The 16506-nt window shown below is 62.8% G+C and carries 11 protein-coding genes and 1 pseudogene; 4 read left to right on the top strand and 8 right to left on the bottom strand.

What is annotated here, in order from left to right:
- Positions 1-26: 26 nt before the first annotated feature.
- The gene (locus tag AC6I6U_RS06135; RefSeq protein ID WP_497881140.1) at positions 27-1277 is read right to left on the bottom strand and encodes a sarcosine oxidase subunit beta; all 1251 of its coding nucleotides are present in this window, start codon (positions 1275-1277) and stop codon (positions 27-29) included.
- A gap of 23 nt (positions 1278-1300) precedes the next feature.
- The gene (locus AC6I6U_RS06130; RefSeq protein WP_497881139.1) at positions 1301-2554 is read right to left on the bottom strand and encodes a serine hydroxymethyltransferase; all 1254 of its coding nucleotides are present in this window, start codon (positions 2552-2554) and stop codon (positions 1301-1303) included.
- Between the two features lie 415 nt (positions 2555-2969).
- Between AC6I6U_RS06130 and AC6I6U_RS06125 the strand changes: the two genes are divergently transcribed.
- Positions 2970-4010: a threonine aldolase family protein gene (locus AC6I6U_RS06125; protein WP_497881138.1), complete on the top strand. Its 1041-nt coding sequence runs from the start codon at positions 2970-2972 to the stop codon at positions 4008-4010.
- A 119-nt stretch (positions 4011-4129) separates the two neighbouring features.
- Here the strand turns inward: AC6I6U_RS06125 and AC6I6U_RS06120 are convergent, their stop codons facing one another.
- Positions 4130-4432, bottom strand: a complete 303-nt coding sequence (locus tag AC6I6U_RS06120) for a cell division protein ZapA (RefSeq protein WP_497881137.1) — start codon at positions 4430-4432, stop codon at positions 4130-4132.
- Positions 4429-4659 (bottom strand): hypothetical protein, encoded by a 231-nt coding sequence (locus tag AC6I6U_RS06115; protein WP_497881136.1) that lies wholly within the window; start codon positions 4657-4659, stop codon positions 4429-4431. Before AC6I6U_RS06115 ends, AC6I6U_RS06120 begins: the two co-directional genes overlap by 4 nt.
- Positions 4660-4938: 279 nt before the next feature.
- Between AC6I6U_RS06115 and AC6I6U_RS06110 the strand changes: the two are divergent.
- Together AC6I6U_RS06110 and AC6I6U_RS06105 are read left to right on the top strand one after the other, a co-directional pair.
- A pseudogene (locus AC6I6U_RS06110) lies at positions 4939-5661 on the top strand (MCP four helix bundle domain-containing protein); the annotation flags it as partial.
- A 30-nt stretch (positions 5662-5691) separates the two neighbouring features.
- Entirely contained in the window at positions 5692-6564 is an 873-nt protein-coding gene (locus AC6I6U_RS06105; RefSeq protein WP_497882995.1) for a methyl-accepting chemotaxis protein, read from the top strand.
- Positions 6565-6689: 125 nt separating this feature from the next.
- On the opposite strand, the gene gbcB is transcribed toward AC6I6U_RS06105, so the two are convergent.
- A complete protein-coding gene (gene gbcB / locus AC6I6U_RS06100) occupies positions 6690-7790 on the bottom strand; it encodes a glycine betaine monooxygenase reductase subunit (protein WP_497881135.1) in 1101 nt (366 codons plus the stop codon).
- 310 nt (positions 7791-8100) lie between these two features.
- On the opposite strand from gbcB, the gene gbca reads away from it, so the two are divergent.
- A complete protein-coding gene (gbca, locus tag AC6I6U_RS06095; RefSeq protein ID WP_497881134.1) occupies positions 8101-9393 on the top strand; it encodes a glycine betaine monooxygenase oxygenase subunit in 1293 nt (430 codons plus the stop codon).
- 144 nt (positions 9394-9537) lie between these two features.
- Here gbca and AC6I6U_RS06090 read toward each other — a convergent pair whose 3' ends face one another.
- From AC6I6U_RS06090 to AC6I6U_RS06080, 3 genes are all read right to left on the bottom strand, one after another.
- Complete coding sequence (locus AC6I6U_RS06090) at positions 9538-10782, bottom strand: metallophosphoesterase (protein WP_497881133.1); 1245 nt, start codon at positions 10780-10782, stop codon at positions 9538-9540.
- Positions 10783-10792: 10 nt separating this feature from the next.
- Positions 10793-12664 carry a c-type cytochrome gene (locus AC6I6U_RS06085; RefSeq protein WP_497881132.1) on the bottom strand — a complete coding sequence of 624 codons (1872 nt, stop codon included), beginning with the start codon at positions 12662-12664 and terminating at the stop codon, positions 10793-10795.
- Between the two features lie 326 nt (positions 12665-12990).
- The gene (locus AC6I6U_RS06080) at positions 12991-16443 is read right to left on the bottom strand and encodes an alpha/beta fold hydrolase (protein WP_497881131.1); all 3453 of its coding nucleotides are present in this window, start codon (positions 16441-16443) and stop codon (positions 12991-12993) included.
- Positions 16444-16506: the final 63 nt, after the last annotated feature.

Genomic DNA, 16506 nt, shown 5'->3' with positions numbered 1-16506 from the left:
GCGCAGTAGTTTTCATGAGGTCTTTGTTAGTGGGCGACCGCTGCTGCGCCATGTTCATCGATCAACGCACCGTTATGGAAACGGTCGATGGAGAAAGGGGCGGCCAGTGGGTGCATTTCACCCTTGGCCAGGCTCGCGGCAAAAACGTTGCCCGAACCCGGGGTGGCCTTGAAGCCGCCGGTGCCCCAGCCGCAGTTGAAGAACATGTTCGGTACCGGGGTCTTCGAAATGATCGGGCAGGCATCCGGGGTGGTGTCGACGATGCCGCCCCACTGGCGGTTCATGCGTACGCGCGACAGCACCGGGAACATCTCGACGATGGCCTGGATGGTGTGTTCGATCACCGGGTACGAACCCCGCTGACCATAACCGTTGTAACCGTCGATACCGGCACCGATCACCAGGTCGCCCTTGTCGGACTGGCTGATGTAGCCGTGTACGGCGTTGGACATGATCACGCTGTCGATGATCGGCTTGATCGGCTCGGACACCAGCGCCTGCAGCGGGTGGGACTCGAGCGGCAGGCGGAAGCCGGCCAGTTTCGCCATGTGCCCGGAGTTACCGGCGGTGACTACGCCGACGCGCTTGGCGCCAATGAAGCCCTTGTTGGTTTCCACGCCGATGCACACGCCGTTTTCCTTGCGGAAGCCGATCACTTCGGTCTGCTGGATCAGGTCGACGCCCAGGGCGTCGGCACCACGGGCGAAGCCCCAGGCCACGGCATCGTGACGGGCCACGCCGCCGCGACGCTGGACGGTCGCGCCCAGTACCGGGTAGCGGGTGTTCTTCGAACAGTCCAGGTACGGAATCTCGTCCGCCACCTGCTGGGCGTTGAGCAGTTCGCCATCAACGCCATTGAGGCGGTTGGCGCTGACCCGACGCTCGGAATCGCGGATGTCCTGCAGGGTATGGCAGAGGTTGTAGACGCCACGCTGGGAGAACATCACGTTGTAGTTGAGGTCCTGGGACAGACCTTCCCACAGTTTCATCGCGTGTTCGTACAGGTGCGCCGATTCGTCCCACAGGTAGTTGGAACGCACGATGGTGGTGTTACGGGCGGTGTTGCCGCCGCCCAGCCAGCCCTTCTCGATCACCGCGACGTTGGTGATACCGTGTTCCTTGGCCAGGTAATAGGCCGTGGCCAGGCCGTGGCCGCCACCGCCGACGATGACCACGTCGTAGACCTTTTTCGGCGTCGGCGTGCGCCACATGCGCTGCCAGTTCTCATGATGGCTGAGAGAATGCTTGAAGAGGCCGAAGCCCGAATAGCGTTGCATAGTCATTTACTCCAAAACCGCTCTCAGCGATAAACCGGGAAATCCGCGCACAGGGCCGCCACATGCTTGGCGACATTCGCTTCGACGTCGGCATCGCCGAGGTTGTCGAGGATGTCGCAGATCCAGCCAGCCAGTTCGGTGCACTGGGCCACCTTGAAGCCACGGGTGGTGACCGCCGGGGTACCGATACGCAGGCCGGAGGTGACGAACGGCGACTGCGGATCGTTCGGCACGGCGTTCTTGTTCACGGTGATATGGGCACGGCCCAGGGCGGCATCGGCGTCCTTGCCGGTCAGGCCCTGGCGAATCAGGCTGACCAGGAACAGGTGGTTATCGGTGCCACCGGACACTACATCGTAGCCACGTTTCACAAACACGCCGGCCATGGCCTGGGCGTTGTCGATCACTTGCTGCTGGTAGGCCTTGAAGCCCGGTTCCAGCGCTTCCTTGAAGCACACGGCCTTGGCGGCGATCACGTGCATCAGCGGGCCACCCTGGGCACCGGGGAATACCGCGGCGTTGAGCTTTTTCTCGATCTCTTCGTTGGCCTTGGCCAGGATCAGGCCGCCACGCGGGCCGCGCAGGGTCTTGTGGGTGGTGGTGGTGACCACGTCGGCGAACGGAATCGGGTTCGGATACAGGCCGGCGGCGACCAGGCCGGCGACGTGGGCCATGTCGACGAACAGCAGCGCACCGACCTTGTCGGCGATCTGGCGGAAGCGTGGGAAATCGAGGGTTTTCGAGTAGGCGGAGAAACCGGCGACGATCATCTTCGGCTTGTGCTCGACCGCCAGGCGCTCGACTTCATCGTAGTCGATCAGGCCGGTATTGGTGTCGATCCCGTATTGAACGGCGTTGTACAGCTTGCCCGAGGACGACACCTTGGCACCGTGGGTCAGGTGGCCGCCGTGGGCCAGGCTCATGCCCAGGATGGTATCGCCGGCCTGCAGCAGGGCCAGGTATACGGCACCGTTGGCCGAGGAGCCGGAGTGCGGCTGGACGTTGGCGTAGTCGGCACCGAACAGCTGTTTGGCGCGCTCGATGGCCAGGGCCTCGACCTTGTCCACGTGTTCGCAGCCACCGTAGTAGCGCTTGCCCGGATAACCTTCGGCGTACTTGTTGGTCAGGCCACTGCCCTGGGCCTGCATGACGCGCTTGCTGGTGTAGTTTTCCGACGCGATCAGTTCGATGTGATCTTCCTGGCGCTGCTCTTCGGCGTTCATGGCGGCCAACAGTGCATCATCGTAACCCTGGATCTGGTCTTGCTTGCTGAACATCGCGTCTCTCCCAGCGGCAGTGCGCCATTTCTTTTTGGTGGGGCACAGCCGTTCGGCGGTGTCCTTTGATAGCGATGGTATGACCGGCGCAGACGCTTCAAATGCCTACGCACGCCTTGCAAGGGTGCGTTTACGACATGTCATGTCGCCAAGGATGAACAAGCACGGACCTGTGGCGAGCGGGCTTGCCCGCGCTCGGGTGCGAAGCAGCCGTAAGGCAGGCAACCTCGGTTTATCTGATGTACCGAATTTCCAGGTTTTAGGGCCGCTTCGCGCCCCAGCGCGGGCAAGCCCGCTCGCCACAGGGGTATTCTTTAACCATTAAGCAGAAGGATTTTCCTACAGCAACTGTGCCTGTGCGCTGACGTCGAATCTGGTTACAGTGCAGCTCGTAAACGATCATAAGGACCGGGCCATGACCGACAAGAGCCAACAATTCGCCAGCGACAACTATTCCGGTATCTGCCCCGAAGCCTGGACCGCCATGGAACAGGCCAACCACGGCCACCAGCGCGCCTATGGCGACGACGAGTGGACCCAGCGCGCCGCCGACGGTTTCCGCAAGCTGTTCGAAACCGACTGCGAAGTGTTCTTCGCCTTCAACGGCACCGCCGCCAACTCCCTCGCCCTGTCGTCGCTGTGCCAGAGCTACCACAGCGTGATCTGCTCCGAGACCGCCCACGTCGAGACCGACGAATGCGGCGCGCCGGAGTTCTTCTCCAACGGTTCCAAGCTGCTCACCGCACGCACCGAAAACGGCAAGCTGACCCCCGAGTCAATCCGTGAAATCGCCCTCAAGCGTCAGGACATCCACTACCCCAAGCCCCGCGTGGTGACCCTGACCCAGGCGACGGAAGTCGGCAGCGTCTACACCCCGGACGAAATCCGTGCCATCAGCGCCACCTGCAAGGAGCTGGGCCTGCACCTGCACATGGATGGCGCGCGCTTCTCCAACGCCTGCGCCTACCTCGGCTGCTCACCGGCCGACCTGACCTGGAAGGCCGGGGTCGACGTACTGTGCTTCGGCGGAACGAAAAACGGCATGGCCGTGGGCGAGGCGATCCTGTTCTTCAACCACGACCTGGCGGAAGACTTCGACTATCGCTGCAAGCAGGCCGGGCAACTGGCCTCGAAGATGCGTTTCCTGTCGGCGCCGTGGGTCGGCCTGCTGGAAAACGACGCCTGGCTCAAGCACGCCCGCCATGCCAACCATTGCGCGCAATTGCTGAGCAGCCTGGTCAAGGACATTCCCGGCGTGGAGCTGATGTTCCCGGTCGAGGCCAACGGCGTGTTCCTGCAACTGTCGGAACCGGCAATTGCCGCCCTGACCGCCAGGGGCTGGCGCTTCTACACCTTCATCGGCAAGGGCGGGGCACGCTTCATGTGTTCGTGGGATACCGAGGAAGCGCGGGTGCGGGAGCTGGCGGCGGCGATCCGCGAGGTCATGGCAGCCTGAAAGGCCAACTGATTGCAGCGCGCCCGTGCAAGGCGGGCGTGCTGCTGGAATCGGGGCGAGGCGGGCACCCGTCTATCTCGCTGCCTTATCGTCGATAGACGGGGGGCCCACGTCCGGGCTCAACCCTGTTCGATGGTTTTCGCGATCACTTCGACCGTGGCGCTGACTTGCTCTTGATAACGGTCGAGTTCCTCACGGTGCTGATGTTGCTCCTCGATCCGTTGGGAGCAAAGGTTCAGCGCAGTCAGGACCAGCAATTGCTCGCCGATCAGCGTGGGAAACTTCTTCTTGGTATCGACCAGGGCGGTCTTGAGCATCTGCGTCGCCTCTTGCAGCGTCTGCTCATAGCCTGCCGGCGCCTTGATCGAGTAGTCCTCGCCAAGGATCGAGATGACGGTCACACCGTCGTTACTGGCTCTCATGCGCTCACGGGACCTGCGCTGACGCGCTCGACCAGCGCCTGGATACGCGCGGCGGTGGCGCCGTGTTTCTCTTCCTGCTCCATCAGGTTCAACTGCAGGCTTTCGTTTTCATCCTTGGCCCGGGCCAGTTCGGTCGTGAGTTGAGCGTTGGTGGCCAACAGCTCCTGCTTCTGCTGCACCAGCTCGCTGACCAGTTGTTCCAGTTGGTTGAGGGAAGTCTCCAGCATGTTCTTGATCTCTCGGGCAGTTTCAAAGGGCGCGTACGATAAAGAAAAGCCCCTCGGTTTGCCAGGGAAAAACGCTCGCAAAGCCTTGATTTTCCTGGCACGGGACTTCTCGTCGCCCCTTAGGGACTGCGATTGGCGAAACATGTTCCGAACCTTCCGTCGCAAAGCCCGTTCTGCGACAAATCCGCACATGCACTCTAGACTTTAGTCGCATGACCGATAACCCAGGTAGACCTTAATCCCAAAGGCCGCACGGAACGCGCTTTTCCAGGAAATATCATGTCCCTACGCACAATGAATATCGCTCCCAGAGCGTTCCTCGGCTTCTCCCTGATCGGCGCACTGATGCTGATCCTCGGCGTGTTCTCGCTGAATCAGATGAGCAAGATCCGCGCAGCCGCCGAGCAGATCACGGTCAACAACGTGCCCAGCATCAAGGCCCTGGACGACTTCACCCAGTTGACCCTGCGTCTGCGCGTGCTCTCTTATCGTCTGCTGACCAACCGCGAGGCCGATGTCCAGGCCAAGACCCTGGAGCTGTTCACCCAGCGCAACCAGCAGATCGACAAGGCACGGGTCACCTACGAGAAGCTGATCGCCAGCCCCGAGGAACGTTCCGCTTACGAGCAATATGTGCAACTGCTGGGACAATACCGACAGATCGAAGAGCGCCTGAAAACCTTCTCGCGCAACAACCAGATGACCGAGCTGACCGCGCTGATCAACAATGAACTGCTGACCAACTCCGAGCAGGTCAACAGCGCCCTCGACCGCCTGTTGCAGATCAATACGCAGCAGACCAACGACACTAACCAGCAGGCAAGCGACCAGTACAGTTCTGCATTCAACCTGGTAGTGGCCCTGCTGCTGCTCGCCACCGCCCTGACCTTCCTGTTCGCCTGGCTGCTGACCCGTAGCATCACCCAGCCGATCGACCAGGCCCTGAAGGCCGCCGAACACATCGCCGAAGGCGACCTGACCCATCCGATCACGGTCGACGGTACCGATGAAGCCGGCCGCCTGCTGCAGGCGATGCTGAAGATGCAGCAGAAGCTGCGCGACACTCTGCAACGTATCTCCGGCTCGGCGACCCAACTGGCTTCCGCCGCCGAAGAGCTGAACAGCGTCACCGACGAAAGTGCGCGCGGATTGCAGCAGCAGAACAATGAAATCGAACAGGCGGCCACTGCGGTCAATGAAATGACCAGTGCCGTGGAGGAAGTCGCGCGCAACGCCGTGAGCACTTCCGAAGCGTCGAAGAACGCCACCGCTTCGGCCGGCGACGGTCGCGACCTGGTCCAGGAAACCGTCACCGCCATCGAGCGCATGAGCGCCGACGTGCAGGGTACTGCGACGCTGATCGGCAACCTCGCCGAAGAGTCGCGGGATATCGGCAAGGTGCTGGATGTGATCCGTGGCCTCGCCGATCAGACCAACCTACTCGCACTGAACGCGGCGATCGAGGCGGCACGAGCCGGCGAAGCCGGGCGTGGTTTTGCCGTGGTGGCCGATGAAGTCCGTGCGCTGGCCCATCGGACCCAGCAGTCGACCAGCGAGATCGAACGGATGATCGGCAGCATCCAGGGCGGTACCGAGCAGGCGGTGGATTCGATGCGCAACAGCACCGAGCGTGCCGAATCGACCCTGAACATCGCCAAGGGCGCCGGCCTGGCGCTGGACACCATCAACAGTGCGATCGTCGAGATCAACGAACGCAACCTGGTGATTGCCAGTGCAGCCGAGGAGCAGGCCCAGGTAGCCCGCGAAGTGGATCACAATCTGGTGAACATCCGCGACCTGTCGGTGCAGTCGGCCACCGGCGCAGACCAGACCAGCGCGGCCAGCAACGAGCTGTCGCGCCTGGCGGTGGACCTCAACGGGTTGGTGGCGCGGTTCAGCCTGTAAAACCGAGGCGCGCCCTTCGCGGGCAAGCCCTGCTCCTACAGCCCTGTGTCGTTCACAAACTCTGTGCGCGCCACCATTCTGTAGGAGCAGGGCTTACCCGCGAACAGCCCCCCTTTTCAGCTCAATCAATACTCGACCCGCACGTCGCCTTTCGGCACGCTGCAGCACGACAGGATGTAGCCCTCGGCCACATCTTCGTCGGTAATCCCGCCGTTGTGCTCCATCTCCACTTCCCCACCCAGCTTGAGTACCTTGCAGGTCCCGCAGATGCCCATGCCGCAGGCCTTGGGAATCATCAGGCCGAGCTTGGCCGCTGCGGCGTGCACGGTCTCGCCCGGTGCCACGCGAATGCTCTTGCCGGTGGCGGTGAACTCCACCTGGTGCAGGTCGGCGGCATCCACCGGTGGTGCATCGGCCGCCTGTTCGGCCTGTTCCACCGCATCGGCACGGGCCTCCGGTGGCGTCGCGCCAAAGGACTCCTCGTGGTAGCGGCTCATGTCGAAGCCAGCCGCTTCCAGCAGACGCTTCACCGCATTCATGTAGGGCGTCGGGCCGCAGCAGAACACTTCGCGCTCGAGGAAGTCCGGTGCCATCAGTTCCAGCATCTTGTGGTTCAGGTAACCGCGGTAGCCGGCCCAGGGTTCGCCCAGTCCATGCTTCTCGCAGATCAGGTGCAGGCTGAAGTTGTCGATCCGCGATGCCATGTGTTCCAGCTCGCGGTGATAGATGATGTCCTTGGGCGACCGGGCGCTGTGGATAAACACCATGTCAACGTTGGCATTGGTGTCGTAGAACCAGCGGGCCATGGACATTACCGGGGTGATACCGACACCGCCGCTGAGGTAGAGCATCTTGGGGCTGGGGAAGTCGATGGCATTGAACAGCCCCACCGGACCGTGCACCGCCAGTTCCTGGCCTTCGTGCAAGGTGTCGTGCAGCCAGTTGGAAACCTTGCCCCCCGGCACGCGCTTGATGGTCACCGAGAAGCTATAGGGCACCGACGGCGAGCTGGAAATGGTGTAGGAGCGCATGATCGGCTGCCCTTCGATTTCCAGCTCCAGGGTGACGAACTGCCCCGGCTTGAAGAAGAACATGATCGGCTGGTCGGCCATGAAGCAGAAGGTGCGCACGTCCCAGGTTTCCTGGATGACTTTCACACAACGCACGATATGCCGACCATTGGCCCAGGTCTGGGTCGTTACCGGATTCAGGAAGTTGTTGGACATGTTGTTCTCCACCGCCGACTGTCAGCTCTTATGGTGGCGATTCTGCGCAAGCCCCGAGCCCCCCGTTTACCTATCCGCGACATTGGCATGCTTATCGCGACCAGCCCCCAACCACCGGGGCTTGCGCGTCGGGAACGGATTCGGCCGTGTCGCCCATGGATAAGGTCCTGGTCGCTGCCAGCCCCACACTCCGTCGCAAATGACCCGCTGTATTTCTGTCTTGCGTCGCAACCGTGTGGTCCGCGCCCGCTGCATCGACCACTTAGCCAATATTCGTCGGCCACACTGCATGGCCCTGAGGACCTGAACCATGGACACCACCACCCTGAGCCTGGGCGACCCACTGGAGCCCGCACGCAAGGCCACCGCACAGATGCTGCAGGAACGCGAGCGGACCTTCTCCCTGCCGCAGCCGTTCTATTCGGACCAGCGCCTGTTCGATATCGACATGCAGGAGATCTTCCACAAGGAATGGCTGATCGCCGGCATGACCAGCGAGATCCCGACCAAGGGCAACTACCTGACGCTGCAGATCGGCAAGAACCCGGTCATCGTCATCCGCGGCGCCGATGGCGTGGTCCATGCCTTCCACAACGTCTGCCGCCATCGCGGCTCGCGCCTGTGCACCGGTGAAAAGGGCAAGGTCGCCAAGCTGGTCTGCCCCTACCACCAGTGGACCTATGAACTCGATGGCCGCCTGCTGTTCGCCGGCACCGAGATGGGCGCCGACTTCGACATGAAGCAATACGGCCTCAAGCCGATCAACGTGAAGACCGCCGGTGGCTACATCTTCATCAGCCTGGCCGAGAATCCGCCGGCGATCGACGAGTTCCTCAGCACCCTGAACCACTACATGGAACCCTATGACATGGAGAACACCAAGGTGGCGGTGCAGACCACCTTGATGGAAAAGGCCAACTGGAAGCTGGTGATCGAGAACAACCGCGAGTGCTACCACTGCAACGGCTCCCACCCGGAACTGCTGAAAACCCTGCTGGAGTGGGACGACGTCACCGACCCGCGGGCCGACCAGGCGTTCAAGGACCACGTGGCCGCCTCCGCCGCCGCCTGGGACGCCGAGAAGATCCCCTACGCCCACGCCAGCTTCGGCCTGCGCAACCGTATCGTGCGCATGCCGCTGCTCAAGGGCACGGTATCGATGACCATGGACGGCCAGCCGGGCTGCAAGAAACTGATGGGGCGGATCAAGAACCCGGACCTGGGCTCGATGCGCATCCTGCACCTGCCGCACTCGTGGAACCACTGCATGGGCGACCACATCATCGTCTTCACCGTGTGGCCGATCAGCGCCCAGGAAACCATGGTCACCACCAAATGGCTGGTGCACAAGGATGCGGTCGAGGGTGTCGACTATGACGTGGCCCGCATGCGCCAGGTCTGGGATGCGACCAACGACCAGGACCGTCGCCTGGCCGAGGAAAACCAGCGCGGCATCAACTCCACCGCCTACCAGCCTGGCCCGTACTCGAAGACCTACGAGTTCGGCGTGGTCAACTTCATCGACTGGTACAGCGAGCGCATGCTGAGCAACCTGGGGGCGGAGCCAGCGCCGTACCTGAAGGGCGTGCCGGTGCACGGTTAAAAGCAAAAAGCTTCGCGGGCAAGCCCGGCTCCTACAGTTCCGCGTCTAACGGAAGTTTTATAGACGAAGCTGACCTGTAGGAGCCGGATTTGTCGGGCCGCCGAACCGCCGCGAAAGCGCCCTCAAGAGCGCGCCAGCCAGACCCTACCCATTCGAGGTCCAGCGCACCGAACCGTCCTCGCCAATAAACTCCTCGACGATATTCGCCCCACTCAGCCGCACCCGCGCAAACCCATTGAGCACCCGCTCCGGATAGGCCGGATCAGCGGCATTCTGCGTCTCGGAAAACAGCACCCGCCGGTTCCCGTCCAGCTCGCTGGTGACCCCATAGGGAATCGCCCCGTGCCCGGCACAACGGGCCTTCAGCCCATTCAATTCGGCATAGACGATGCCATTGTGCAGATGCCCCCAGTACCAGTAGTCCGGCACCCGCCCGAGGGCATCGCTCACCTGCTGGTACAAACCGTTCGGATTGTGCCCGCTGATGTCGAACCCCTGGTGATGGGTGAGCACCAGCAACCTGTTGCGCTTGGGCAAGGTCTTCAGCCAGTCGATCTGGGGCTGGTTCAGGACGCCGTCCATGTACAGGTTCAGCGGCGCGGCGGCGTAGGCCGAGTCCAGCCCGACGATCAGCCAGTCATCGTTGTACAGGGCAAAGTAGCTGGTGCCCTGCTGCACCGGAAACCGCCCGTTGAGTTCGGCGAAATAACCGTGGGCGCCGCTGTACATCTCATGGTTGGAGTTGAGCGTGAAGGCGCCATGCCGGCCTTTCGGCCACCCCGACATGTCGACATCCTCCTCGGAGCCGGTGCCGGCGTAATAAACGTCGCCCAGGTGAATGGTGAAGTCAGCCTGGTGCAGGCTCATCTGATTGGCGACGCTGACCGCCGGCGCATGGCTGTCGAACGGTCCCGTGCCCCAGTCGCCGGCAATCGCCAGGCTCACCTCGCTGTCGATCTTCAGCACCGCCGGCGTGGTGATGAACGTCGCATGGCGGCGCAGGTTCTCGATCCACTTGATCAGCGCCTCGCTCCAAAGCAGGTCCAGCAACTCCCACTTGCGACACCCGAGCAGCGTGCCGTCCTTGAGCACCCGGGTTGGCAACTCCGTTTCCGAGGTCGGCAGCGCCTGAGCCTGGCCCAGGTGCAGGATCGACAGCCCGTGGGACAACTCCCAGGGCACCGCCGGCTCGGCGCCCGGCAGCTCGCCATGCTCCAGCACGTAATGGGCCTGGTCATGCCCGCGCTGCAGCAGTTGCTGGATCGCCTGGAACTCCTCCGGCTCGATATCGCTGACCAGCTTCTTCCAGGACAACTCCAGCCGGGCCTTCAGGCCGCTGAGCCGGACCTGGATCTTCGCAAGCTCATGCTCCAGATGGTGCAGATTCATGGCGCTCTCCCTACAAGGTCTTCATGAATTCGATCAGCGCCCATTTCTCGGCGTCGGTCAGTTGCGTGCCGTACAGGTGGCCACTGTTGTGATTGCCTTCCAGGCGGGTGTCGTACTTGAAGTAGCCCGGCGCCTGTACCTGCGGACCGCTGGTGGCGAAGCCGACCTTGACCGGGTCGTACACGTCCGAGCCGGTGCTGAAGGTCACCGGACGCTTGTCCGGGTTCTGCAACAGGTCCCACAGGCTCGGCACCGAGCCGTTGTGCAGGTACGGCGCGCGCATCCAGATGCCATCGGTGGGGGTGTTGCTGTAGCTCTGGGTCTTGCGATAGGCGCTGAAATCGAACGGCGGTTTCTTGAAACCGTGGAACGCCTGCACCAGACCGGTGGTGAACGAGTCCAGCCGATGCGGGTCGGTACCCAGGGTGTCGATGGGCACCGTGACCTGGCCGGTGTCGGCCTTGCCAAAGGCATGGCAGCCAGCGCAGTTATGCTCCCAAAGCGGCTTGCCCTGGGCCACCCGGGCCTGGTCCAGGGCGAATGGCCAGGCCGGTGGCTGGGTACCGAGCAGCCAGTTGGTGACCCGGTTGAAACTCTCCGGCAGCACCGACTGCGGCGTTGCGCCCACGGCCATCGCCGCCGCGTAGTTGCGCTCGTGGATATTGTTGTTATTACCGTCCCAGTGCAGGTACAGCGACTCGCGCGGCTTCTGGTTCCAGATCTGCGGCAGGTCGACAGTGCCGATGGTCGAGTCATCCGGGAAGCCGAACACCACCATCTTGGTCGGGTTGAAGGTGTCGGTACGCCCCGGTCCTTGGGCCGGGCGCAGTTTCTGCCAGGCATAGGCCTGCTTCTGCTTGAGCAGCGCGGTCTTGGCCATGGGAATGATCAGGTAGCGGTTGTACAGCTTCTCGAAGAAACCGAGCTGGAACTTGGCATTGATCGCCGTCATCACCGCATCGGCGGTGAATTTCGGATCACTGGCGCAGTCGTAGGCGAACCACTGGAAGGCCTGCAACTGCAGGGTATTGGCCGGTGCCGTGACCAGCGGTCGGGCGACATCGCTGGCCGCGGCACGGTACGAGCCGGTGTGGCACAGCGCGCAGTTGGGCTCCACGGTCGGATAGCCGATCTGTCGCTTGGCCATGCCGATGGGCAGGTCGCGGCCGTTTTCATAGAGAAAGCCGAAGGCCTCCCAGCCGGCACCCGGCTTGGGCATCTTCTCCGGGCACATCTGCGGCAGCACGGAAAACAGGTAGTAGGGAATCCGTGCCTCGATCCCCAGGCCGATGGCGGCGTACTTGAAGTGGTCTTCGTCGGCGGCGAACTTCTCCTCGGGCACCACCCGCAGCATGTTGTACCAGGTCTGGTAGCCGATGAAACCGAGCACCAGCAAGGTGACCAGCAGTCCGACCCGGAAGCCGTGGCGCTGCCAGCGCACCTGCCAACCGTGGCACCAGGCATGCCAGCCGTCGACCAGAAGCGCCCAGGGCCGGGTGGCCGGTGGGCTGCCCAGGTACAGCGTGATGCCCAGCAGCAGGAACATGCTCAGGTCGCCGTAGAGCATCGGCACGAACACCGAAGGCGTGGTGCTGGTCTGGATCAGGTAGATCCAGAACGCCACGGCCACCAGCCGACTGAGTACGCAAAGCCAGGAGTTGATCGGAAAACGCCGGGCATTGAAGCCCGACGGCATGTAGAACAGGCTGATGCCCACCAACAGCATGCCGGCGTTTTCCAGCCAGGGGTCCGACAGCACCGGCGGCAGGCCGACCACCGAGGTCAGTAGCGCCGGAGCAAACAGGGCCGGCAGTGCGAACACCATGTTCATCACGATGCCGAGCCAGATGAAGCGTTGGTACCAGCGGATGTAATTGTCCATATCACCTTCTACCTGCAGATCCATTTTCGATCACGGGATTACTGACTGTGGCTGTAGCCATGACTGTGACTGTGGCTGTGACTGTGGCTGTGGCTGTGGCTGTGGCTGTGGCTGTGGCGAGCAGGCTTGCCTGCGCTGGGGCGCGAAGCGGCCCTGAAATCGACTGACGCGAACTGTCAGGAAAACGCGCCCAGCTGATTTGCGGCTGCTGCGCAGCCGAGCGCAGGCAAGCCTGCTCGCCACAAACAACCAGCAACAAACCACTGACCACCAGCCATAAGCCATAAGCCATAAGCCATAAGCCATAAGCCACCAACGGTGACCCATCAGCCAAGCGCGGTTTTCTCCAGATGCGCCAGGATCAGCGGATACACGTCGACCACCGCGTCCTTGCCGAACATGCAGTCAATATGGCCGTACCCGGGCACCACATGCCGGCTGTACAGCTGCGGCCCATGCATCTGCACCAGTCGCTCGTAGGTCTTCTCGGTACTCTCTGGCAGGTAGCACTGGTTGTCCGCACCGCTGATGAAACAGATCGGCAGATCCAGGCGGTCGAAATGCGGCATGTAGATGTCGTTGCCCTTGAAATTCACCAGGTGCCCCTTGCGGCAGATCAGCGCCAGGTGTTCGAAGGTTTCGATGTTCGACTCGCCGAACAACTCGTGCAGGTTGTCGTGCAGGGTTTCGTTGAGGGTGTCGTGGCGGTACAGCGAGGCGTACATGAAGGTGATCCGGTGACAGACCGGGTTGGTGCAGTAACCCTGCGCCTCGACGCGCGCATAGGCGTTGAGGGCCTTGTCATAGAGCTTGTTGAACCAGCTCTCCTTGCTGTCGGCGTAGGCGGTCAGGGACTTGATGCCAATCGTGTCGAGTACCCCCGGCAGGTGCAGGCCGGCCTTGATCCCGGTCGCCGTCGCCACCACCGTGTCGGCGGCGATCTGCGAGCAGACCACCGAGCGCACATCCTCCAGCCCCGCCAGCAGCGCCATGAAGAACGTCGTAGCCCCATAGCAATGCACCACGCACTGTACGTCCAGGGCACCGGTGGCCTGGCGGATCTGGGCAATGGCCGCCTTGAAGTCGTACTGGGCGATCTGGTCGCCATTGCACTCCTGCCTGCTCGCCGGCAGCAGGATGCTGACGCGAAAATCCAGCAGCCAGACGTCATAGTCATGCTTGCACAGATACTCCAGCAGGTTGGTCTGGATGGTATCGGTGGAGAAGATGTTCGAGCCCACGCCGAGGCCATGCACCAGCATCACCGGGCCCTTGCTGCCGGCCTGGTAGCGGGTCAGGCGCAGTTGCACCTGGTCCTCGGTCTCGAAGAAGTGCACGGTCGGCACCGGTGCGTCCAGCGGCCGCTTGTACCGGGGTGGCGCGTCTGGGTTGAAATAGATGTCGCCGGCGAAGACTCCGCCATAGCTTTCCCAGAGAATCCCGGCGAAGAACTTGCCGAAACGCGCCAGGGCGTCGATGCGCTCGCGTTCGTTACGTGCGTTGAGCACCTTCATGGTGGTCATCTGCCTGGCGAAGTCGGCCGGCTTGATATGCATGACCCCGGAGCCGATCACCGTGCCGGTCTTGTCCGGGCCCTGGTAGAGCGTGACGTAGAGAGTGCTGGTGTCCGGCCAGATGTTGAGCAGGCCATGATCCTCGGGGACCGTCTTGAAGGCACTGAAGTAGTAGTCGCGGCCGTCCTCGGCGGTCAGCTTCATGTCGTAGTTCATGTGCCGTACGCCCACCTGCTGCTCATATTGCTCGAACAGGTTGAACACCCCGTTGCTGGCGGTCAGCGGATAGGGCGACAGCGCCGGTGCATCGAGGGTGCCGACCAGGGTCGCGACATGCGCCGGCTCGCGGATCATCCGGTCGAGGTCATTGGCGGTGATGGTCAGGGTGAACTCGATGGGCGAGTTCTGCGCCTCGCCGCTTTTCGCCGCCGCCTGGTACACCCCCAGGTCCGTGCCCTGGGGCTGGGTGAAGTCCCGGGAGAAATAGCCCTTCATGGTCTCGGTGAACTGCACGCCCAGGGTGGGCGGCGCCACCGGTTTGCGTGGCGCCGACGGCAGGGTGTAGTCGATGATCCAGCCACGATCGGCCGCCAGCAGGCTCATGTTGCGCTCGCTGACGGCGGAAATGGTCAGCAGCGGATTGACCGCCAGGGAGGTCGGGATCACCGCACCATCGGCCACGTACAATCCCGCGTACACCTCGGTGCCGGTGGCGCCGCTGAACACCTGGCCCTTGTGGTTGACCACCCCCTGCCCGGCATCCTCGCCCATCACGCAGCCACCCAGCGGATGCACCGAGACGATGCTGTGCCGCAGCAACCGGGTCCAGATCGGGTTGGGCACCCAGACGCCGCCCAAGGCCTGGGTCGAGCGATGCAGGCGCTCGTTGCCCAGCTTGAAGTTCTCCTGCTCGCCGACGCCCGGCCAGTCAATGCGCAACTGGTCCTTGTCATCGAGCACCATGCGCCCCTGGCCGCTGTCGTGGCTCATGATCAGGTAGGTCTGCATGTTGTGCAGCGCGCCGTAGTACGGGCCCCGCAGGAAACTCTCGGCCTCGCGGGCCTTGTAGTGCAGTTCGGCGCTGACGCCCTTTTCGGTCGCCACCCCTTCCAGTTCGGCGAAGCCGGCCATGGCTGGCACCATGGACCGCCCCAGCGCTCCCGGGATCGACCCCTCCTCTATCACCATGCGGCTACGCCAGTCGCCATCGCCGCGCATGTCGATGATCGAGGTGATGCAGGGGCCGACCGGCTGCAGTTCCTTCGCCGAGTGATTGCCGAAACCGATGCCGTTGATCGCCTGCCCGCAATTGTGGCCAAAGCCGAGGATGTCGCCGTTGCCACTCATGTTTTCGCCGAGCTGGTTGGACAACGACAGGCCCTTGGCGCGCGAGCGCAACAGGATCTCCGTGGACCCCAGGGTGCCGGCGGAGAGCACGACGATGTCGGCCTTGACGAACAGGGTCGGTGCCGAGAATTTCTCGCGACCGCTGTCCAGGTACTGGAAGTGCACGATCCAACCCTCGCCGTCACGCTCCAGGTGACGGACCTCGGCCTGGCAGAAGATTTCCGCGCCATGGTTCCAGGCGTCCGGCAGGTAGTTCATCAGGGTGGTGTTCTTGGCCTTGTTGTTACAACCCGAGACGCAGTCGCCGCAGTGATTGCACGGCAGTTGCTCGACACCGACGTGGTTGAGGTTGTCGGGCAACGGGTCGAAGGTCACGTTGATCGGCGGCGTATAGAAATGCGTCTCCTCCTGCAGGTAGTCCGCCGACTTGCGATTGGCTTCCAGCTTGGCCAGCGCGGGGGCCGCGGCCGGATACGGGTTGGGCTTGAGCATCTCGCGGGCACGGGCATAACCGTCGGCCAGCAGCGTGTCGCGGTGTTCGCGCACCGCCTGGGGCCAGCGCGGGTCCTCGAAGACACCCGGCATCGGCTCCAGGGACACGTTGGCGTTGATCAGCGAGGTGCCGCCCAGGCCGCAACCGACCACCACGTTCTGCTGGGCATTGACGTGCAGGTCGTACAAGCCGGTGCGCGAACCGATGTGGCCATCGGGATCATGCACCTGCAGTTGCTCCGTCGCCGCGATCAGGGTGTTGGGGTACTCGCCCGGACGGATCTCCCGCCCGCGTTCGAGCAGGCACACGCGTTTGCCGGCACGGGACAGGCGCGATGCGGCAATGCCGCCGCCATAGCCGGAGCCGATCACGATGACATCGTAATGCTCCTTGATTGCGCTGATGGATGTGGAAATCCGAGTCATGGTCGTTTCCTCTATCGGGCTAAGTCGGGCAACTCTGCGGTTGCCGCTACGGGGCAGACGGTG

Source organism: Pseudomonas sp. UTLPPB19802 (genome assembly GCF_059730225.1).
Note: the sequence above shows the minus strand (reverse complement) of the source record. Positions and strands in the feature narration are given on the sequence as shown.

What these genes read in the sequence shown, in the direction of transcription:
- AC6I6U_RS06135 (WP_497881140.1), bottom strand. Translation starts at nt 1,277, where the DNA reads ATGCAACGCTATTCGGGCTTCGGCCTCTTCAAGCATTCTCTCAGCCAT.
- AC6I6U_RS06130 (WP_497881139.1), bottom strand. Translation starts at nt 2,554, where the DNA reads ATGTTCAGCAAGCAAGACCAGATCCAGGGTTACGATGATGCACTGTTG.
- AC6I6U_RS06125 (WP_497881138.1), top strand. Translation starts at nt 2,970, where the DNA reads ATGACCGACAAGAGCCAACAATTCGCCAGCGACAACTATTCCGGTATC.
- AC6I6U_RS06120 (WP_497881137.1), bottom strand. Translation starts at nt 4,432, where the DNA reads ATGAGAGCCAGTAACGACGGTGTGACCGTCATCTCGATCCTTGGCGAG.
- AC6I6U_RS06115 (WP_497881136.1), bottom strand. Translation starts at nt 4,659, where the DNA reads ATGCTGGAGACTTCCCTCAACCAACTGGAACAACTGGTCAGCGAGCTG.
- AC6I6U_RS06105 (WP_497882995.1), top strand. Translation starts at nt 5,692, where the DNA reads ATGCTGAAGATGCAGCAGAAGCTGCGCGACACTCTGCAACGTATCTCC.
- gbcB (WP_497881135.1), bottom strand. Translation starts at nt 7,790, where the DNA reads ATGTCCAACAACTTCCTGAATCCGGTAACGACCCAGACCTGGGCCAAT.
- gbca (WP_497881134.1), top strand. Translation starts at nt 8,101, where the DNA reads ATGGACACCACCACCCTGAGCCTGGGCGACCCACTGGAGCCCGCACGC.
- AC6I6U_RS06090 (WP_497881133.1), bottom strand. Translation starts at nt 10,782, where the DNA reads ATGAATCTGCACCATCTGGAGCATGAGCTTGCGAAGATCCAGGTCCGG.
- AC6I6U_RS06085 (WP_497881132.1), bottom strand. Translation starts at nt 12,664, where the DNA reads ATGGACAATTACATCCGCTGGTACCAACGCTTCATCTGGCTCGGCATC.
- AC6I6U_RS06080 (WP_497881131.1), bottom strand. Translation starts at nt 16,443, where the DNA reads ATGACTCGGATTTCCACATCCATCAGCGCAATCAAGGAGCATTACGAT.